Annotated in this window: 16 protein-coding genes; 15 read left to right on the forward strand and 1 reads right to left on the reverse strand. The window is 44.3% G+C overall.

What is annotated here, in order from left to right; genetic code table 11:
• From dnaA to GHNINEIG_RS00070, 14 genes are all read left to right on the forward strand, one after another.
• A complete protein-coding gene (dnaA, locus tag GHNINEIG_RS00005) occupies positions 1–1,404 on the forward strand; it encodes a chromosomal replication initiator protein DnaA (RefSeq protein ID WP_135794741.1) in 1,404 nt (467 codons plus the stop codon).
• A 174-nt stretch (positions 1,405–1,578) separates the two neighbouring features.
• Complete coding sequence (gene dnaN, locus GHNINEIG_RS00010) at positions 1,579–2,685, forward strand: DNA polymerase III subunit beta (protein ID WP_135794742.1); 1,107 nt, start codon at positions 1,579–1,581, stop codon at positions 2,683–2,685.
• Positions 2,686–2,785: 100 nt separating this feature from the next.
• Entirely contained in the window at positions 2,786–3,874 is a 1,089-nt protein-coding gene (recF, locus tag GHNINEIG_RS00015; protein WP_135794743.1) for a DNA replication/repair protein RecF, read from the forward strand.
• Between the two features lie 100 nt (positions 3,875–3,974).
• A complete protein-coding gene (locus GHNINEIG_RS00020) occupies positions 3,975–4,646 on the forward strand; it encodes a response regulator transcription factor (RefSeq protein ID WP_135794744.1) in 672 nt (223 codons plus the stop codon).
• A complete protein-coding gene (locus tag GHNINEIG_RS00025) occupies positions 4,643–5,983 on the forward strand; it encodes a sensor histidine kinase (RefSeq protein WP_135794745.1) in 1,341 nt (446 codons plus the stop codon). Before GHNINEIG_RS00020 ends, GHNINEIG_RS00025 begins: the two co-directional genes overlap by 4 nt.
• Before the next feature lie 115 nt (positions 5,984–6,098).
• Positions 6,099–7,292: a TolC family protein gene (locus GHNINEIG_RS00030; protein WP_135794746.1), complete on the forward strand. Its 1,194-nt coding sequence runs from the start codon at positions 6,099–6,101 to the stop codon at positions 7,290–7,292.
• A complete protein-coding gene (locus GHNINEIG_RS00035; RefSeq protein ID WP_135794747.1) occupies positions 7,289–8,425 on the forward strand; it encodes an efflux RND transporter periplasmic adaptor subunit in 1,137 nt (378 codons plus the stop codon). The genes GHNINEIG_RS00030 and GHNINEIG_RS00035 overlap by 4 nt, the downstream gene beginning before the upstream one ends.
• A 1-nt stretch (position 8,426) precedes the next feature.
• Positions 8,427–11,513 carry an efflux RND transporter permease subunit gene (locus GHNINEIG_RS00040; protein WP_135794748.1) on the forward strand — a complete coding sequence of 1,029 codons (3,087 nt, stop codon included), beginning with the start codon at positions 8,427–8,429 and terminating at the stop codon, positions 11,511–11,513.
• On the forward strand, positions 11,510–11,830 hold the full coding sequence (locus tag GHNINEIG_RS00045) for a DUF3240 family protein (protein ID WP_135794749.1): 321 nt from the start codon (positions 11,510–11,512) through the stop codon (positions 11,828–11,830). The genes GHNINEIG_RS00040 and GHNINEIG_RS00045 overlap by 4 nt, the downstream gene beginning before the upstream one ends.
• A 148-nt stretch (positions 11,831–11,978) precedes the next feature.
• The gene (locus GHNINEIG_RS00050; protein ID WP_189636892.1) at positions 11,979–12,824 is read left to right on the forward strand and encodes a DMT family transporter; all 846 of its coding nucleotides are present in this window, start codon (positions 11,979–11,981) and stop codon (positions 12,822–12,824) included.
• A 98-nt stretch (positions 12,825–12,922) separates the two neighbouring features.
• Positions 12,923–13,483: a lipid-binding SYLF domain-containing protein gene (locus tag GHNINEIG_RS00055; protein WP_135794751.1), complete on the forward strand. Its 561-nt coding sequence runs from the start codon at positions 12,923–12,925 to the stop codon at positions 13,481–13,483.
• A gap of 37 nt (positions 13,484–13,520) precedes the next feature.
• The gene (locus GHNINEIG_RS00060; protein ID WP_223260899.1) at positions 13,521–14,528 is read left to right on the forward strand and encodes a ChaN family lipoprotein; all 1,008 of its coding nucleotides are present in this window, start codon (positions 13,521–13,523) and stop codon (positions 14,526–14,528) included.
• Positions 14,529–14,820: 292 nt separating this feature from the next.
• Entirely contained in the window at positions 14,821–17,262 is a 2,442-nt protein-coding gene (gene gyrB / locus GHNINEIG_RS00065) for a DNA topoisomerase (ATP-hydrolyzing) subunit B (protein ID WP_135794753.1), read from the forward strand.
• A 176-nt stretch (positions 17,263–17,438) separates the two neighbouring features.
• A complete protein-coding gene (locus GHNINEIG_RS00070; RefSeq protein WP_135794754.1) occupies positions 17,439–18,380 on the forward strand; it encodes a phosphoribulokinase in 942 nt (313 codons plus the stop codon).
• A 70-nt stretch (positions 18,381–18,450) separates the two neighbouring features.
• Here the strand turns inward: GHNINEIG_RS00070 and GHNINEIG_RS00075 are convergent, their stop codons facing one another.
• The gene (locus GHNINEIG_RS00075) at positions 18,451–20,334 is read right to left on the reverse strand and encodes a DUF389 domain-containing protein (RefSeq protein WP_135794755.1); all 1,884 of its coding nucleotides are present in this window, start codon (positions 20,332–20,334) and stop codon (positions 18,451–18,453) included.
• A 165-nt stretch (positions 20,335–20,499) separates the two neighbouring features.
• Here GHNINEIG_RS00075 and GHNINEIG_RS00080 point away from each other — a divergent pair, with 165 nt between their 5' ends.
• A complete protein-coding gene (locus GHNINEIG_RS00080) occupies positions 20,500–21,339 on the forward strand; it encodes a MipA/OmpV family protein (RefSeq protein WP_135794756.1) in 840 nt (279 codons plus the stop codon).
• Positions 21,340–21,359 lie beyond the last annotated feature (20 nt).

Raw genomic sequence — 21,359 nt, forward strand, 5'->3', positions numbered from 1 at the left:
TTGACAACAACGCTTTGGCCACAAGTCCTTAAACAACTAGAAGCTGTTTTGAACGATCAGCAATTTTCTACCTGGATTCGTCCGTTAGAAGCTGTAGAAGAAAATAACACTTTACGTCTTATCGCACCGTCTGGGTTTATCTTAGACTGGGTAAACAAAAAACTGCTTTCGCAAATCAAGCAGGCGGTTTACCTCGTCGCACCCGTAAACACGCCAGAAGTGACGCTAGAAGTGGGTGAATACGCCATCGAAAGCTTCAATGAACCTGAAAACACGTCGGTACCTCAGCCGTTAAGAGAAACCAAAGCTGAGAGAGAAGCCGCAGAAAAAGCCGCTTCAAGCGCGACGAAGAAAAAATCGGACAGCCCGTCTAAAAAAACCATTAAACACAATCTAAACACCAATTTCACTTTTGATACCTTTGTCGAAGGGAAGGCCAACCAGCTTGCAGCAGCGGCGGCACGACAAGTAGCAGATAACCCAGGTGGCAGTTATAACCCATTCTTTATTTATGGCGGCGTCGGGCTAGGTAAAACGCATTTAATGCATGCCATCGGGAACGAATTGATGCGTCGTGATCCAAATGCTCGCGTGGTGTACCTTCACTCAGAGCGCTTCGTCGCTGATATGGTCAATGCGCTCCGTCATAATAAAATTGATGAATTCAAACGCTTCTACCGCTCTTTAGATGCGCTATTAATCGATGACATTCAGTTCTTTGCCAAAAAAGAACAATCGCAGGAAGAGTTCTTCCACACTTTCAACACCTTATTGGAAGGCAACAAACAAGTTATCTTAACCAGTGATCGGTTTCCAAAGGAAGTGGATGGTCTGGAAGATCGGTTGAAGTCGCGTTTCGGTTGGGGATTAACCATTGCCGTTGAACCGCCTGAATTTGAAATGCGTGTGGCTATCTTAATGAAAAAAGCGGCTGAGTTCGGTTTCTTACTGCCGGATGAAGTCGCGTTTTTCATCGCCAAACGACTACGCGGTAATGTTCGTGATCTGGAAGGTGCCTTAAAACGTGTGGGCGCATTTGCGCAGTTTACCCAACAATTGGTCACGGTTGATTTGGCGAAAGATGCTTTAAAAGACTTACTGGCACTGCAACAAAAAATGGTCACCTTGGAAAATATCCAAAAAACCGTCGCCGATTATTACAAAATCCGAGTGGCTGACCTGCTTTCTAAGAGAAGAACTCGTAATATTGCTCGTCCAAGACAGATGTCGATGGCCATTTCTAAAGAGTTGACCAGTCATAGCTTACCTGAAATCGGCGATGCTTTTGGCGGTCGTGATCACACCACAGTGTTGCATGCCGTGCGCAAAATAAACGAACTCAAAGAAACCGACCATCGTATTGAAGAAGACTTTAATAGTTTGATTAGAATTATTACGAATTAATTTGATTACGAGTCATGAAACTCTCGAAACAAAAGTTTTATGCAAACGTCATGTTGATGAACCGAATTTATTTTAAATTTTTCAAAGGTTTCTATACATAATTGTCGGAAATGTTGGCATAATTAAAGCCAACATAAAATTTCATAGCAAAAAAGAATATTTAAAGGTATTGAGATGAAAATCAGTCTTTCTCGTGAGAATCTGTTAAAAGTGTTACAAACAGTCGGAGGGGTAGTCGAGAAACGTCAAACCATGCCGATTTTGGCCAATATACTGTTCCAAGTGAACCAAAACACTTTAACGGTCACTGCTTCGGATTTGGAAATTGAAACACGAGCATCGACTGAGTTGGAAAGCAGCGATGGAGATTTCAGCGTCACCTTACCGGCGGTGAAATTGATCAGTATTGTTCGTTCGTTACCGGATGGCCTGACCATTTTGCTGGAATTTGATGAAATGCGCTGCCAGTTATCTGCCGGGCGCTCTCGCTTTAAACTCTCAACCCTGCCAGCAGATGACTTCCCAACCATTGATTTGACACAAACCGAACTGTCATTTTCAATGGCACAAAATCAGCTAAAACAAATCATTCACAATACTGCTTTTGCGATGGCCAGCCAAGATGTACGTTTTTATCTGAACGGTATGTTGTTTGACATCAGCAACCAAACATTGCGAGTGGTCGCAACAGATGGACACCGCCTTTCAACCTGTTCGACATTGCTTGAAACCGAAGGGCTGACATCCACTCAGGCTATTTTGCCTCGAAAAGGGGTCTTAGAGCTTCAAAAGTTGATTGGCGATGATGACAATTTGATTGCTTTCTCGCTCGCTAAGAATTATCTGACCGTACAATTTGAAGAAACCGTATTCACCTGTAAGCTAGTGGATGGACGTTTTCCCGATTTCAACCGCGTCTTGCCACAACATAATGACCAACTGGTCCAAACAGATAGAGAATTACTTCGTAGTCTCTTGCAGCGTGCGGCGATTTTATCGAATGATAAATTTAAAGGAATCCGTTTGGCCTTGAGCCAAAACCTATTGGCGGTGCACGCTCAAAACTCCGATCAGGATGAATCTCATGAAGACATGGCGATTGATTATAACGGCACGGAAATGGAAATCGGTTTTAACGTCAACTACCTGCTGGATGTATTGAACTCGATGCATGAAGAAGCGGTGACACTTTATATGAAAGATGCCAACAGCAGTTGCATGGTCGATACCCAAAATGAAACCTGTCATTGCCAGCATGTCATCATGCCAATGCGTCTGTAGAAATCCATTCCACACCCTTTATCACACATATAAAGGTGAAAAGGGTGTGTCTTCAGTTTCGCTGTCTTTTTTAATTTAGTTCGCACTTCGAGCACCCGATTTGTCTAAAATCCTTCAGTTCCAGCTACAACACTTTCGTAACATTGAACAGGCTTCCTTAACTTTCAGCGACGGCTTAAATTTGATTGTCGGTGACAATGCGGCTGGAAAAACGGCACTGATTGAAGCAATCTGGACACTGGCTTCCGGTCGCTCTTTCCGAACCGCAAAACCGCAACAGCTCATTCAACAAGGCCAAACCGAAATGGTCGTATTCTGTACGCTGACTGAAGCGGGTCGAACTCACAAAATTGGGTTGGCAAGAGCTACCGACAAAGTGACCATGAAAATTGATGGTGAACCGGCGAAAACACAAGCAGATATGTCAGCAAAACTACCGGTTCAGTTACTCACCCCCGAAAGCCATCGTTTACTGGAAGAAGGACCAAAAGCAAGGCGCCAGTTCATGGACTGGGGCTGTTTCCATCATCATGCCGATTTCATTCATGTATGGCGCCACTATCAAAGAGCCCTTAAACAACGAAATCACGCGCTGAAAAAAAGACTGCCTGCACCGCAAATTCAACTATGGGATGCTCAACTGGTTGAAGCCGCCGAAAAAATTGATGTTATTCGAGCCGACTATATCACTCGACTCACACCTTATCTTGTCGAGTTTTGCCAAGCATTAATGCCCGAAATCACCGTGAGCCCGGAATGCCATTATCGACCCGGTTGGCCAAAGACAGCAGAAAGCTATCGTCAACTTCTGGCAGACAATTTTGCCAAAGACACTTTACAGGGCCATACCCAATATGGCAGTCATAGAGCTGATATCAAGTTCCGCTTCAACGGCCAAGAAGCGTTAATGACTTTATCACGAGGGCAGCAAAAATTGTTTGTCTGTGCCTTGTTATTAGCGCAAGCCACCTTGTTCCAACAACACAGTCAACAACCCGTAATTATGCTCATTGATGATTTACCTGCGGAGTTGGATGCAAAGCATCGTGAGACTTTATTGAAGCTACTTAACTTACTGGACATTCAACATATCTTGACCAGTACCGCACAAGATTTAATTCCGGTTCTAAACCCAGAAAATGCCAAAATCTGGCACATTCAAAAAGGCAAGCTCACTGAACAACACTGAGCCAGGCCTGGCAATTTTTGAACGCTGTTTCTTAAGAAAGATTGACGTCATGACTGATTTAAAATACGCTTAACCTTTCTATTTGCCACCCAAAACGGTTATGACTAAGATATTACTCGTTGAAGATGAAGCCTTACTGGTCGAAAATCTCAAAAAAAATTTAAACCAACAAGATTACATCTTAGACACTGCGATGGATGGCGAAGAAGCACTTTATCTAACCAATGAATATGAATACGACCTGATTATTCTAGATTTAGGGCTTCCCAAAAAATCTGGGCTTCAGGTCTTGGAAGAAATTCGAGCTGACCAGAACACAACTCCGGTTCTGATTTTAACAGCCCGAAACACTTGGCAAGAGCGTGTAGAAGGCTTAAAAAAAGGCGCTGATGACTATTTAGGGAAACCCTTTCACTTTGAAGAGTTGATTGCCCGCATTGAAGTACTGTTAAAACGACCTGCCCAATCTCAACCCCAGTGCTTACGATTTCAAGAGTATGAACTGGATCTGGACTCCCGAGAGCTCAAAGTAAAAGAACAGCATTTTTCTTTAACTAAAACTGAGTTTACGCTGGCCAAGCTGTTCTTATCAAACCCTAACCGAGTCTTCTCTAAAGAAATCTTAATGCAGCGCTTAGGTGATCAGCACCACGAAAGAGACAGCAACTTAATTGAAGTCTATATTCGAAAACTGCGCCAATATATGGGGAAAACTGCCATTGAAACCTTACGCGGCCAAGGCTATCGTTTGGTTGGAGAACCTTCTGCATGAAGTCGATAGAAAAACAACTTAACTGGTCACTTTCCATCAGTATTTTGCTGGTGTTTTTTGTGTTTTGGTGGATCTCGGTCTTTACCATTCATCACCTCACGGAAGACTATATTTTAACTCGCCTGCAACATGATACGGTGTCGATTGAAAAACACCTCAACCGTGCGTCAACGGGACAAGATTTGCCAGACATTGATTATGACGCCATCAATCCGATATACGCTCAACCCCTTTCCGGGCATTATTTCGTCATTCAGTTAGGCCATCACACTTTAAAATCACATTCGTTACAAGATTACCCTTTATTCCTTAAAAACAGCACTGAGACAATCAGTCATTATGAGACCAAAGGGCCGGTTGAAGGAACAATCCTTGTTCGACGTTTTCAGACTACTTATCAGCAACAGCCCATAACATTATATGTGGCAGAAGACCATAGTCCGATCCAACGAACGCTTCAAATATTCGATATATTGATTGGAATTTTTGCTCTCATGACACTGTTACTGCTTTACTGGGGACAAAAGACTTTATTGAGAAAAGGCTTTAAACAACTGGACCCCATTCATCAAGCACTGAAAAACTTACACAAAGGGGATGCTTCTCAGTTGAAGGTGGAAGACTATCCCACCGAAGTCAGCGAATTGATTGAAAATCTGAATCAAGCGATGCTCAGCGCCAGTCACCAATTGCAGCAATCACGCCAGTCGAATGCGAATTTAGCACACAGTCTGAAAACTCCACTGAATATGATTTACCAGTTGCTGGATGATGTGGCTATGAAAGACCATCCAGAGCTACAAAAGACATTAAAACAACAAGCCCAAAAAATTCATAACCGTATTGAAAGTGAACTCAAGAAAGCACGGCTAGCAGCCAGCAACCCCTCGGTAAAACCTTTCTCAATGCTAGATGACTTGCCAGACCTGACACAGTCAATTCAACAGTTGTACCCCGATAAAAAGCTTCATCTACAAAAATCGCCCGATACGCCCGATACCTTGCCAATTGAAAAAGAAGATGCTTATGAACTTCTAGGAAACTTGCTGGATAATGCCGCCAAGTTTGGGCAAAGCCAGCTATTCCTGACTTTTACACGACTTTTAGATGAAGCAACCGGAAAAACAAAAACGGTCATTATTATTGAAGATGACGGCTCAGGGGTGCCTTCCGAGAAAGTTGCCGAAATTCAAACACGCGGACACAGATTAGATGAATCAATTGCCGGGCATGGTATTGGGCTTTCCATTGTGCAGCAAACAGCTAAAGCCTATGCGATTGACTTACAATTTGGAAATTCCGAAAAAGGCGGTTTAAAAGTAACCTTAACCCTTTAAAAGGTTATTTTTGTAAAAATAACCAGGCCTGGCTATTTTTTTATGACTTTTTTCAGCTTCAATTCAGTTTCATCCTTTAAGATACCTTTATTCAATCAATCATAGGGTCTTTTAAATGAAAGCTACTCTGGTCTTTTTAAGCGCATGCACCTTAAGTGCAAATGTTTGGGCGGTGACTTACAGTGACTTGCTGCCCAAGGTCATCAACCAATTGCCACAAAAACAGGAATTGGTGGATTTCCAAGCATTGTCTAGCGCTAACCAATCCGCGGCCGACAGTTGGATTGCCGGTGACGTTGCACTGAATTTAAAGCATGAAAATGATTCCATAACGGGTAATCAAGGATTTGAATCCTGGGAAGGAGGCGCTCGCTTTCCAATTTGGTTACCCGGCCAATCAGGAAGCCGTCAACACATCGGAGAGGCTTATCAATCCTTAAACCAAGTCGGTCGACAACAAATCCAACTCATGGCTTCCAAACAACTTCGTCAATTGGTCTGGCAAACGAAAAAAGCCGAAATTCGTCTTAAGTTTGCTCATAAAGATTTAAAACAAAGTCAAGCACTGGTGGCATTAGTCACGCAAAAAGTCGATGCCGGAGAAAGCCCAAAATTTGATTTGCTTCTGGCGCAAAAAGCGTTATTTAAATCGCAAAAAAATGTGGCTCAAAAAGAAGCCGCTTATCAAGTCGCCTTGCAACACTATGCTCAATGGACGCAACAGACCGAGCTACCCTCTCCTTTGGCTGAAACGTTAGAGTCGCAAACCATCACGCTGGAACAACACCCGGATTACAAAGTGCTACAAGCACAAGTTCAAGCCGAGCAAGCTAAGCTTGAATTGGCCAAAGCCAGTCAACGTGGCAACCCCAGTGTGTATGTGGGGGCGAAAAATGAACGGGATAAACAAACTGCGGACAACAGCATTTTAATTGCAGAAGTCAGCTTTCCTATTGGCGTCGACCCAACAGCACCTTCACGTATTGCAGAGCAACGCCAAGCGGTGTCTCAACGTCAAATTGCCCAAAACCGAGCAAAACAACAATTGCAACTGAATCTAATTCAAGCGAAAGAAGCTTGGATTGCTGCCCAAAAATCAGAACGTTTATCAAAACAACAAAACACCTTATCGGTGGAAGCCATGAAGTTAGCCAAAATGGCCTATCAGAAAGGAGAGACTTCTATTCAAAACCTGCTGTTGATGAAACAGCAATATTTTGAAGATAAGTTGAATTTTAAATTAGCCAAATTGAATCGCTTAGAGGCGATTTCTAACCTGAATCAAGCCTTAGGAGTGAGCCTAAAATGAAGTTTTTAAATCTGTCCTCAACCACTTTTCTGCACACTTTATTGTGGGTGACCAGCTTGATGATGCCTTGGCAACTGCATGCTGCCGACTCCTTGACCTTGGCGCCAGAAAAACAGGCCTTCTTAGGCATTCAAACCGCCCCCGTAAAAGCCCTTTCTTCTTTTCCAGGAAGAAGCTACCCAGGGGAAACGATTCTGCCACCGAACCAAACGTTTCTGGTGACTTCGCCTTTATCTGGCATGGTGACTAAAGTCATTCGTATTCACGGCCCGGTTAAAAAAGGGGAAATCATCGCAGAACTCCAAAGCCCGGAATTACTCAACGCCCAAAAGAATTTTTTGAATACCTTATCGGATTTAAAAGCCGCGCAAGCTGATTTGAACCGAGCCAAAAAGCTGTCTCAAACCGGCGTGGTTTCTACCAAAAAATATCAACAAGCGGAAGCCAGCTTGAAAAAATATCAACAAATAAAATTCCAACAACGACAAGATCTTGCTTTGTTGGGCATGGCCGACACGGCAATTACTCAGTTGGAAAAAACAAGCCGTCTTCAACCTGCCATCATTCAAATCCGTTCCCCTGTAGAAGGTGAACTCTACAATTTACAAATTCGAAGCGGGCAACGTTTAAGCACGAACCAGCCTATTATTTCAGTGGCACAAATCACCCCCATTGTGGTTGAAGCAAAAATTCCATTACATACAGCGCAGCAGCTGATGATGGAGCAAACAGCACAATTGGTCACCCCTCAAGTGAAAGGTAAAATCGAATACATTCCAGGATTCGCTGATCCGATGACACAAACGGTGAACGTTCATATCGAATTCGCCAACCAGGATCACAGCTTGCGTCCTGGACAGATGGTTCAACTACATTTCATTTTCGAGCAGCAAGATGGCGATTATCTTTATCAGGTCAACCGTAATGCGATTAGTCAGTACGACAATCAGGATGTGATTTATATTCAGCAGGCGGAACAAATTCAAGTCATCCCAGTCGAGGTACTGAATTTCACCCAGACACAGATGTTCTTCAAAACCGCTCAACCGTTACCACAAAATGCACAGGTCATTGTCAGCAGCACGTCTGCCGTCAAAGCCCTGTTAGACGTTTCCTCGGAAGGGGGTGAATAGTATGAGTCGAATGATTCAGTTTTTCTTAACGCAACGCATGCTAGTGGTGCTAGTAATTTTCGGCATTGTCTCCGGAGGGTGGATGGCGTTTCAAAAAACGCCGATTGATGCATTTCCAGATGTTTCACCCGTTCAGGTCAAAGTCATCTTTAAAGCTCCGGGGATGACCCCCAGTGAGGTGGAACAGCGTGTCATTAACCCGTTAGAGTTAGAATTACTCGGCATTCCGAATCAAGTCAGCCTGCGTTCATTAGGCAAATATGCCATTGCCATCGTTACGCTTGATTTTAAAGAAGGAACAGATGTCTATTGGGCTCGCCAACAGGTCTCAGAACGATTGGCGAATGTCGATTTACCCGCTGGGGTAATGGGAGGGCTCGCCCCTTTATCAACCCCTTTAAGTGACATTTTCATGTTCACCGTTGAAGGAGACACCCTAAACAATCAGGAAAAACGGGGGTTGTTGGATTGGGTGATTCGCCCCGCATTACGCTCGGTTCCCGGGGTTGCGGACGTCAATGCGATGGGTGGGTTGGTTAAGGTATTCAGCGTTCAACCAGATTTTAACAAGTTACAAAGCTACCAGATTTCAGTCAACACTCTTGCGGACGCGATTCGTCACAACAACCAAAATGATGGTGCAGGACGCCTTAATCAAGGTGAAGAGGTCTTACTGGTTCGAACAGAAGGCAACCTCACTTCCATCCAGGATATTGAACAAATTGTCGTCCGTTATCAAAACGACGTGCCGATAACGGTCAAAGACCTCGCGACCGTTAAAATTGACTCGCTATACCGTAATGGTGCCGTCACTCAAAACGGCGAAGCCGAAGCCGTGCAAGGCTTGGTGATCGGACTGCGCGGCGCCAATGCGAAAAAAGTGGTGGAAGACATTCAACAACGCCTGGATGGACTTAAATCAGCCCTGCCTGATGGCATCTCACTCAGCGTTTTCTACAATCGAAGCGAACTGGTCAATAAAGCCATTTATACGGTTTCCAAAGCTTTGATTGAAGCGGTGGTGTTGGTCATTTTGGTCTTACTGGTCTTTTTGGGGAACATTCGAGCGGCCGTCACGGTGGCATTGATTCTGCCATTAGCCGCATTGATGACCTTTATTATCATGAATCTCTATGGGCTTTCTGCTAACTTGATGTCACTTGGGGGCTTGGCGATAGCCGTCGGGATGCTGGTCGATGCCGCGGTCGTGGTGGTGGAAAACATCGTCACCACTCAAGAACGTGACAAAGCCAACTTGCCTAAACTGCATTTGATTTACCGTGCCTTACAGGAAGTGACGGTTCCGGTAGTCTCGGGCATCCTCATTATCATGACGGTCTTCCTGCCATTACTGACCTTGGAAGGGCTGGAAGGGAAACTGTTTGTGCCTGTTGCCTTGACCATTATTTTTGCATTGGGTAGCTCACTCATTTTATCTTTAACGGTGATTCCGACCTTGTCTTCCTTTATTTTAGGCAAGCCGTCACATAAAGAACCCTGGTTGGTGAGAAAGCTGTCCAGTGCCTACCGTCCCGCTTTAAACTGGAGTTTAGCAAACGACAAGATTGTAATTGGTGGTGCCGTCATCGCCCTGACTTTTGCTGCCTTTGTTTATACTCAGGTCGGGAAAACCTTTATGCCACAAATGGATGAGGGGAATATCATCCTGCAGGTTGAAAAAATTCCATCCATCGGTTTAAAAGAAACGGTACGGATGGACATGCGTATTCAAAAACGCTTGCTCAAAGAAGTACCAGAAATCACTCGAATCGTTGCGCGCGTCGGCTCGGATGAGCTCGGACTAGACCCAATGAGCTTGAATGATACTGATACGTTCATGGTTCTGAAACCGAAATCGGAATGGCGAATGGAAACCAAAGAAGAGCTTATTGCCGAAATCCGCCGTGTCATGGAGCAATTTTTCCCTGGCATCAACTTTGCCTTCACGCAACCGATTCAAATGCGTGTTGACGAAATGTTGACCGGATCGCGTGGTGACATCGCCATTAAAATTTTTGGCGAATCGCAGGAAGAGCTAACAGCATTGGCGGATGACCTGGTCAAGCGAGTGGAAAAACTCCCCGGTGCGGTGGATGTTTACACCCCGAAAAACGAGGGATTGCGTTATTTGAAACTGAAAGTGAATCGTTTAATGGCAGGACGCCTCGGCCTATCGGTCTCTGAAGTGGAAGAGATCCTTCGCACACAAATTGACGGCTTACCGATCGGCACCATTTATGAAGGCATTCGCCAAACGCCTTTGATTATCCGCGGACCGGAAGCAACAAAAACCTCTAAACTGGAAATGTTGCAACAGCCGGTCAGTTTGAAGAATGGTCGCAGTGTGTTATTAAGCCAGTTGGTTGAGGCCGAAGAAGTCTCAGGTCCGGTTTCAGTCAGCCGTGAACAAAGTAAGCGCTACTCAACCGTGCTTGCGAATGTCACCGGGCGCGACTTGGTCAGCTTTGTTGAAGATGCTAAAAAGCAGGCCGCTGAGATGGATGCCCCTGCTGGCTATTATTTCGAGTGGGGCGGACAATTCGAAAACCAACAAAGAGCCGCGGCCAAACTGGCCGTGGTGGTTCCGATTGCGCTGATTTTGATTTTCATTATCTTGTTTAGCACCTTCCAGTCCATCGCTCAAGCGTTAATGGTATTGGTGAATATTCCATTTGCATTGATTGGCGGCATTATGGCGCTTTGGATTACAGGAGAATATTTATCGGTGCCCGCATCGGTCGGGTTTATCGCTCTATTGGGGATTGCCGTCTTGAACGGTGTCGTGATGATCAGCTACTTCAACCAATTGGTTGCAAACGGGTTGACGGTTGCGGAAGCGGTTGTGGAAGGGGCTTTAAGACGACTCCGTCCAGTGTTAATGACGGCTTCAATTGCCGCACTCGGTTTGCTTCCTTTGGTGTTTGCAACAGGCGCTGGTTCTGAAATCCAACGTCCACTCGCCATTGTGGTCATTGGTGGACTGATTACATCCACCTTACTCACGCTGATGATTTTACCGATCATTTATCGACGCTTTGGGTTGAAATCCTTAGGCCTTCCTTCTGAATCACAGGAGTCAAAAACATGAGTGCTACTTCTGAATCTTCGGCTGCCGTCACCTTACAGCTATTAGTTGATTGCAAGCTACAGCATGACCTCACGGATCAACTGCTGGTGCTAAATCCAGCGGTGTCCTTTCAGCTGCATGAGGTCAAGTCTTATCATCAGCAACAGTCTTTGGAAACCACTTCAGAAAAGGTCTCTGGTTACCAGCCAAAGATCATTCTGAATATCCAAACGACAGAAACCTTTTACCCGGAAATATTGGCTCACCTCAAAAAGGCCGTGCCGCATACCCGGCTGTACTACCAAGTGTTTCCATGCCTCGCACAGGGCATTTATTAATGTTCTGTTTCAAAAAATAGCCAGGCCTGGCTATTTTTAAGGCAGAATACGTCTTTTTCAATCAGACCTTGGGTTCCGTGAAAAGACCATGTCCTTCATTAATCTATTTCGACTCATCCTGCTCTCTGTGCTTTGGAGCGTTTCCTTCTTGTTTTTAAAACTCGGCGCATCGGTCTTTGGCGCAGGCATTTTAATTGAAATCCGAGTGTTCTCTGCTGCAATACTCTTGACGCTAATCGCGTGGTGGATGAAGCGCCGATTAAGCTTATCCGAACATAAAACCCACTATCTCATTATTGGTTTTTTTAATTTAGCCTTGCCGTTTACGCTCTTTGCTTATGCAGCACAATTTCTAGATGTCTCTTTAATGGCGGTACTGAATTCCTCTGCACCGATCTTTGGTGCCTTATTCAGTATACTTTGGCTGAAAACCAAACTCACACCGGGTATTTTCCTGGGGCTCTTATTAGGGGTTACTGGCGTCGTGGTGCTGTCTTGGGAAGGTTTGATAATTCAAGACAAAATTGATTGGATACCGTTACTAGCGAGCCTTGGGGGAGCAGCTTGCTATGCCGTTGCCAGTGTTTACGCAAAGAAAACCAGTCAAGCCATTTCCCCTTTTGATAATGCACGAGGAACGCTTTGGGCGGCGAGTTTATTAGTGCTACCAGCTGCGTTGCTGATTCCAATACAACAGCCTCCCATCGCAATGGATTGGGTCTGGGCTCTGGCGCTTGGAATATTATCCACCGGTGTGGCATTTATGATTTACTTTAAAATCATCGAAGAAGAAGGACCGATTAAAGCCTTGTCGGTCACTTTCATTATTCCGGTTTTCGGCGTGCTGTGGGGCTACGGGTTCATGGATGAAAAAATTGGTTGGAACCTTTTGATCGGTGGCGGGTTGATCTTGCTGGCGGTTGCCCTGACCAATGAGCTGCTTCGGTTTCCTTTTTTTCAAAAAAGTACCATCAATAAATCTTTGGATTTATAAACCCACTAAAAAATCCGAGGCTGGCTCTATACGGTTAACATACAACTTAAAAGGGCTTATAATGATTTTTTATTTACCCATTTTTCATTGGAGCTTACATGCCTCGTTTATTATTGCCACTATTGTTAGTGCTTTCATTTTTCTCCTCCAGCACTTTGGCGGATGAATACCGTGACACGGTTAAAATGTTTCAAGATGCTGACGCGCCTAACGCCTTTTTTAAGTCCGCTTATGGCTATGCGGTGTTTCCAACCATTGGAAAAGCCGGGTTTTTCATAGGGGGCGCTTATGGGGAAGGCCGAGTGTATCAACATAATAAATTTACTGGGACAACAACCATGACTCAAGCATCGGTTGGTTTCCAACTGGGGGGTCAAGCCTACAGCCAAATTATCTTCTTTGAAGATGCACGTGCTTATAATGAATTTACCAGCGGTAACTTTGAATTCAGTGCACAGGCAAGTGCAATCGCCATTACGGCTGGCGCCTCTGCTGAAGCGGGTACAAAAGGCACGGGAACGTCTGCCAGTGGAGGGCAAAATAACGCGACTACCTCTGCGAATTACTACCGAGGTATGGCGACCTTTGTCATTGCGAAAGGTGGATTAATGTATGAAGCTGCCATTGCCGGCCAAAAGTTTAGTTTCACCCCTAAATAAGAGGCATTCCGTGTATGTACGGGGGGTTCTAACCGTCTTGAGCACCGCTCTGTTACTGATAGGCTGTGCTCATTCTCCCATGCAGGGCAGTCATGCTAATCATGAACAGGCCGAGCCTCCTTTATCAACGCTGGAAACTTTGTATGACTATCGCTTAATTGATACTCACTCCAATACACCCATCCATTTAAATCAACTGGTGCAGCAACTCAAAGATAAAGATGTCATCTTTATTGGTGAGTTCCATGGTAATCAAGCCTCTCATCTTCTTGAGGCGCAATTACAGGCCGCACTTTATCAACAGCACCCAAACCAAATTCTCTCACTGGAACAGTTTAATCGGGACCAACAACCGATTTTAAACCATTATCTGGAAGGAACCATTGGAGAAAAAACGCTGATTAAAGAAGCGCCAACCTGGCCGAACTATGCTGGTAGTTATCGGCCGACGATTGAATTCGCTAAACAGCAATTTTTACCGGTGGTCGCCGCAAATGCACCGGCACAAACGGTTCGCTGTGTGGGCCGCCAAGGCACCGACTATCTGCAAAAATTATCTCATACAGAAAGAAGCTTAATCGCTCAAGACCCTTTTCACTCCACACCCGCTTATAACGAAAAATTTCAACAGTTTTTAGCCGATCAAATGGGCAGCGCTCACTCAAAAGATAACCATGACAAACCACCAAGCAATCGTTACATGGCACAGCTTTTACGCGACAACACCATGGCGGAAAGCATCAACCAAGTACTCAAACAATCACCTGAAGCTCAAGTACTTCACTTGAATGGTGCCTTTCACAGCAATGAATCTTTAGGCACGGTGGCTGCCCTAAAAAGACTCAACCCTTCTCTTAACATTGCTGTGATCAGTCCTGTCCGTGTCACCGACCCAGAGAAGCCCCGTTATCAATTATCAGATTTAACACTGGGAGATTATCTCTATCTGATTCAACCGCAACCGGTTGATTACGTCCAGGCTTCAAAGCGTCAAGACGCTTTTAAAGCCATGTTTGAAAACGCCGCACAAAAGCCTTGCCGTTAACTCACAGACTTTCTTTTACGTTTCATGTGAAACCTTTTATATCATGCTCGACATTGTCAGGCCTGGCTAAATTTTAGGCAAATATACGTGGATTTAAAAAAGCGATATGACCCAGCCATCCACATTTCTCTCTAATTAAAGATGCATTTATTTTCATTTAAAATTCAACCACTTAAAAACTCGACTCCCAGCATATTTTAACTACTACAAAAAAAGACAAATTATGGTAAAATTGTCTGGCTAATTTTGCACGCTAACCCCCTAAAAAATAATACATTGAAGATACTCATTTATGACTCAAGAAGCTGAAAATCCGATCCAACCAGAATACGATTCTTCCTCGATTAAGGTTCTTAAAGGACTTGATGCCGTTCGTAAACGCCCTGGGATGTATATTGGCGACACCGATGACGGTACCGGTCTGCATCACATGGTTTTCGAGGTAGTCGATAACGGGATAGATGAAGCCCTAGCTGGGCATTGTGATAAGGTCATCGTCACCATTCATACTGATGGCTCGGTTTCTGTCTCGGATAACGGTCGAGGTATCCCGGTTGGACTGCATGAAGAAGAAGGGGTTTCAGCTGCAGAAGTTATTATGACCGTCCTTCATGCCGGTGGGAAATTCGATGACAACTCCTATAAAGTGTCCGGTGGGTTGCACGGGGTTGGGGTCTCAGTGGTTAATGCTTTATCAGAAGAGCTTCACCTGACCATTAAACGTGAAGGCCAGATTTGGAAACAAACTTATCGTCATGGTGTTCCGGATGAACCACTTAAAGCGGTTGCTGACACCGATGAGACAGGGACGGAGATTCGCTTCCTGCCCAGTAAAGAAACGTTTACACAAACAGAATTCAGCTTTGATTATTTATTGAAGCGCTTAAGAGAGCTCTCTTTCCTGAACTCCGGTGTCCACATTGAGCTGCTGGATAAACGCGATGACCGCCACGAAGTCTTTGAGTTTGAAGGCGGCATTCGTGCCTTTGTTGATTATATTAACGTCAATAAAACTCCAATCAATCAAGAAGCTTTTTATTTTTCAACGGTGAAGGACGACATTACGGTTGAAGTCGCCATGCAATGGTCTGAAGCCTATCAAGAATCAATTTTTTGCTTCACCAACAACATTCCTCAAAGAGATGGGGGAACGCATTTATCTGGCTTCCGTGCTGCACTGACGCGAACCCTAAACCAATATGCTGAAAAAGAAGGCCTAACGAAAAAGTATAAAATGAGTGTCTCGGGCGACGATGCGCGTGAAGGGCTGGCGGCAGTGATTTCAGTTAAAGTGCCGGATCCTAAATTCTCATCACAGACCAAAGATAAGCTGGTGTCGTCTGAAGTAAAATCGGCCGTGGAAACGGCTATGAATGAAAAGCTTGCCGAATACTTGCTGGAAAATCCAAAAGACGCTCAATCTGTCTTTGCGAAAATCGTTGATGCGGCTCGTGCTCGTGAAGCGGCTCGTAAAGCCCGTGAAATGACACGCCGCAAAGGCGCGCTAGATATTGCAGGGTTGCCTGGAAAACTAGCCGACTGCCAAGAAAAAGACCCTGCATTGTCGGAGCTGTACTTAGTGGAGGGTGACTCGGCAGGAGGGTCTGCAAAACAAGGGCGTGACCGTCGAACTCAAGCCATTCTGCCGTTAAAAGGGAAAATCCTAAACGTTGAAAAAGCCCGCTTTGATAAAATGCTGGCGTCGGCTGAAGTCGGCACCTTGATCACAGCATTAGGATGCGGGATTGGGCATGAAGAATACAATCCAGACAAGCTCCGTTATCACCGTATTATTATTATGACGGATGCCGATGTAGATGGATCTCACATTCGAACGCTTTTATTAACGTTCTTCTACCGTCAAATGCCGGAGCTGATTGAACGCGGTTACATCTATATCGCTCAACCGCCTCTTTATAAAGTGAAGAAAGGGAAGCAAGAAGCGTATTTAAAAGATGATGCAGAGTTGGAAAACTATTTACTGCAATCCGCTTTAGACCAAGCCGCTTTATGGACGTCGAAAGACACCCCTGCCATTCAAGGGGTGGCATTGGAAACGTTAGCGAAAAGTTTCTTACAAACCAACCGTATCATTGACCGTCTTGCACGCCGTTTCAGCAAGACTTTCTTGGAATTAATGTTGGATTTAAGCCCGATCCACGTTGAAACCTTGAACGATTATGATGCCTGTGAAAAATGGATTACCGATGGGTTACCGCGTTTAAAAGCGATTGGTGAAATTCAAAAAGTTGAGTATCAGCTTCAAGTCGAACCGGCTTTGCAAGGGGAAACGCAATTCCAAATTCGTTTACAACAACGTGAGCATGGCACCCTAACTTCTCAGATTTATGATGAAGATTTCTTCGCCGCAGCGGAGTATGACCACATTGCCAAGGTTGCCAAACAATTGAAAGGGCTGCTGTCTGAAACCGCTTATATCCAACGTGGTGAAAAACAAGAAAACGTTTCAAGCTTTAAGGAAGCAATGGATTGGTTGCTCAGTGAAGCGAAACGAGGTCAAAGCATCCAGCGCTATAAAGGTTTGGGGGAAATGAACCCTGAACAGTTGTGGGAAACAACCATGAATGCCGAAGCCAGACGTTTATTACAAGTCACCATTTCGGATGCCATTGCAGCGGACCAAGTGTTTACAACGCTAATGGGCGATGAAGTTGAACCAAGACGAAACTTCATTGAATCCAATGCGTTAAAGGCTGAAAACATTGATGTGTAATCCACATCACTAGCTAAAATTTAATAAAAATAATCGAAAAATTTACTTTAAGAAATAAGTTAAATCGATTCTAATACCCCAAATTTATTTTTAAACTTTAAAACTTAGCACTCTTTAATGAGGCTAAGTTTATAGCTGAACCTGTTGGGAAGGCTATAAAACAATAGGAGACGGATATGTCAGTAGAACATCCAATTGTCACAGTAACAGGCTCTTCAGGAGCTGGAACATCATTTGTTAAGCGTGCGGTAGAAAAAATTTTCGATCGCGAAAACTTAAACGTTGCGATTGTTGAAGGGGATAGTTACCACAAATACAACCGTGCAGAAATGAAAGAAAAAGTTGCTGCATCCAAAGAAAGCGGCGGACCAGTATTAACGCACTTTTCTGAGCATGCAAATGAATTTGCCGAACTGGAAGCACTTTTTAAAGAATATAAAGAAAACGGAACGGGTAAGCAACGTTACTACATCCATAGTGATGAAGAAGCCGATGAACATAACGCTCGTCTAGGCACGAACTTCTCTTCAGGTGAATTCACGCCTTGGGAACCCATTCCAGAAGGGACAGATGTACTGTTCTATGAAGGTCTTCACGGTATGGTAAAACGTATGGATCACGGACCTAAGGAAGGGATGCATAATGTTGCTCAATACGTTGACCTAGGGATTGGGGTTGCACCATCAATCAATATCGAGTGGATGCAGAAAATCTATCGTGATACATCTGAACGTCCTTATTCAGTTGAACAAGTTCGTGATGTCATCCTTGAGCGAATGCCTGACTATATTGAAACCATCGTACCTCAGTTCCACCGTACTCATATCAATTTCCACCGTGTGCCGTTGATTGATACGTCTGACCCATTCTCAACAATGTCTCCAGACGCGCCGATGGGACCTGCTCCAGAAGATTCATTAATCATCTGTCACGTCCGTCACCAAGACATTGACTTGGAAGCGGTTAAAGCCAAAATCCCTGGAGCTTTCCTTCAAAACGAAGAAACTCTAGTGTGTGGTGGTGAGCACATGGTTGAAGCAATGGACTTAATGATGACACCTATCATTCAAAACCTTATTGCTAAAAAGCGTGATGCGATGGCTAAGTTAAACGGCTAATGTTTAACAGCCCGTTATAAAAAACCCGCTTAAAGCGGGTTTTTTTATAGGTATCTTAAAAGACACAACCCTATTTCTTCAAAATCGCAGTGGTGGCTTCTAACTGAATCGACTCTCCTAACCGAGTCTCTATTTGACTTTTCACCGCGTTGATTTGCTCGCTTTTCAATCCATGTTCCGATAATAGCTTAACCGACACATAAATCGGATCATCATTTCGAATACTCACGTCTTTCAAGACGACGCCTTCAATGGTCAGATCTTTCAAAGCCATGGCTGCTCGTTGTTCCGTCACCAAACTCTTAAACGCGAACCCTAAAGGAATACTGATGATCACCACAAACGTGAGTGATAAAACCAATCCTTTCTTAGCCAAATGAAATGGACTGAATCCCATCACTAAAAAAGTGGCTGATGCCGCCAACACAATACCAACCAAGTTCGTCATAAACAACAAAAAGGCACCAGAGAATACATTCCAATCCCACCAGCCAATTCCGATGGCGGAAACCCCGAGTGGAGGAACCAAAGCCACCGCAATAGCAACCCCCGCCAAACTCTTCGCGACTTCCGATCTCGCACTCGCATAGGCAGCGGCAATACCTGAAATAATAGCAACCCCCAAATCCAGTATGGTTGGGCTTAATCGAGCACTGATTTCAGAGTTCACCGTATATAACGGAGTTAACAGTGTCAGTAACGTGCCAAAAAATAACGACAAAACAATGCCGATGAAAAGGGTTTTCGCGCTGGTGGCGACCAGGTCCCCATTTTGCCTTAACACGCCCATTGAAAGGGAAACAATCGGAGACATTAAGGGCGCTAAAATCATCGCCCCAATGATCACGGGGGAAGAGTTGGCAAACAAACCGACGGTAGCCAGTAAAATCGCCAATACCATCAAAACCAAATAAGCTTCAGATGCTTGAGCATTTTCTCTCAAAGTCATGAAAACCTCTTTGACTTCTTCTTGGTCGGCATGGTGAATCAAGGGAAGATGCTGCGTTACCAACTCTTTGACCACCTGGCCTTTCGGCAATCGATCCACCCGAACCGATTCTTTCTGATCCTGGCTACTGACCTTTTCAGGCATGGTTTTACTGAGTACTTGTAACGCATCATTTTCTACCGAAACATTAACACTTTCAGCATGGTGAGCTACCCCATCAATGCTGAAATCCACCAAGTCATTCCCACTAACCTTCACGCTTTCTGTTTTGATATGCCCTAAATAATTTGGCAAAGTACCTTTAGCGAATACTTTTTTCGGTAAAACGCGCGTTAACAAAAAATGCAGCACTTCTGAAATACTCCGAGGCGCTAAAATCACTGCATTCAAAGTCGCTTCATCTTTTTCGGTTTCCCCAACCACTCTTTTGGTAAATTCACTGTTACCGGGACGGTACACGATCGTGATGCCTAAAGCCGCCGTATTCACCTGGTTTTCTTTTTTGGTCAAAAATTGATATGGCAGCAAACAGGTCTTTTTCAAATTAAACGTTAACAACATCAGGTTCTTAAATTTGCACCATAAACTTTCATCAACCAACGCCGCCGGTTTCATAATATCCGGATTCCCAATCATGACCGTGCCGAGAACCACTTCATGGTTGCATAACATTAAATCAGCTGGTGTTGCATCCGTTGCCGCCAAAATATCCTCTATCGCGTCGGACGGCTTTTGTGGAATAAAGAATGCACGATAAGCACGAACCATTTCCGGATGCGGAATGAATCCAATCTGCCATTTCTCAGCCGATGCAATCGGTAGTATTTGACATAAGTCTTCATCGCCCAACCAGGTTAGCACTGGACTTGAAGGAGATAACCCCTCTAATGATTGGCCTTGGTAAGCAACCCACTCACAAGCGTCCGGCAATAATGGTTTAATCTCTTGTTCAAACGCACTTGAATCGATTTTAGCGTCATATAAAACCAAGTATTTTTTTGTCACCTTTTACTCCTAGGCAATTCACTTCCGTTACTCTATTAGAGTAAGCATTCTTATGCATAAGACTTTAGCATAAAGTCTCTCTTTTAGGTTAGTGGAAACCCTTAAACCCCCGCTTCAAAAATTCTTTGCTTTTTTATTATGGCTTTTAAAGGCATAATTGACCCCATGATGATCAAAGTGGCTTTTATCTGTTTTCTTTGGGCACTCTTGGCAACCATAGTGATGGCGAAAGAAGAGCAGACCTTACCTAAATGGGAGTTCGGCCTGGGTCCCTCTCTTTTGTCTTATCCCGATTACCCCGGCTCGAAAGAACAAAACAATTTAATCCTTCCTTTTCCCTATATCACTTACCGCAGCCCAAGCTTTACAATTAATCAACGTGAAATTAAAAAACCGCTTTATACCTATCGAAACGTCGAATTAGATTTAAGCCTATCCGGCACGGTTCCGGTTTCGAGCAAGGATAATGCAGCGCGAGAAGGCATGGAAGACTTAGATGCCTCAGCAGGAATTGGTCCTGTCATTAAAGTTGGTCTCTATCAAAATGAATTAAACCAAGTAAAATTAGAATGGCCGGTTCGATGGATTTTAGCAACGGACTTTCGTTCCGTTCATGAAGAAGGGTTTGTTACTTCACCCGGACTGTATTATTACTATCGCCAAAACTTTACCCATAAACAGCGGATTAAAATCACCTTACAAATAAATGCTAATTTTGCCACGGCCAAAAAAAATAATTATTTTTATGGCGTCAAACCCAGTGAAGCCAATGCTACCCGACCGGCCTATCGACCAACAGGCGGATTTTCGGGAATGCTTTATGGAATGAGTTTGAATTGGCATATCGGGGATTATTGGGTGGGAGCTTTTTATCGGTTACGTGATTTGAGCAATACTGTTTTTGAAAACAGCCCTTTAATCGAAACAACCCAGTCCGAAACCTTTGGCATGACCGTGACATGGAACTTCTATACGTCAAATGAAACCGTTCAAGGACTCGAGTAAAACGCTCGGTATCTTTGTGA

This window comes from Hydrogenovibrio crunogenus (assembly GCF_004786015.1).
Lineage (GTDB): Bacteria > Pseudomonadota > Gammaproteobacteria > Thiomicrospirales > Thiomicrospiraceae > Hydrogenovibrio > Hydrogenovibrio crunogenus.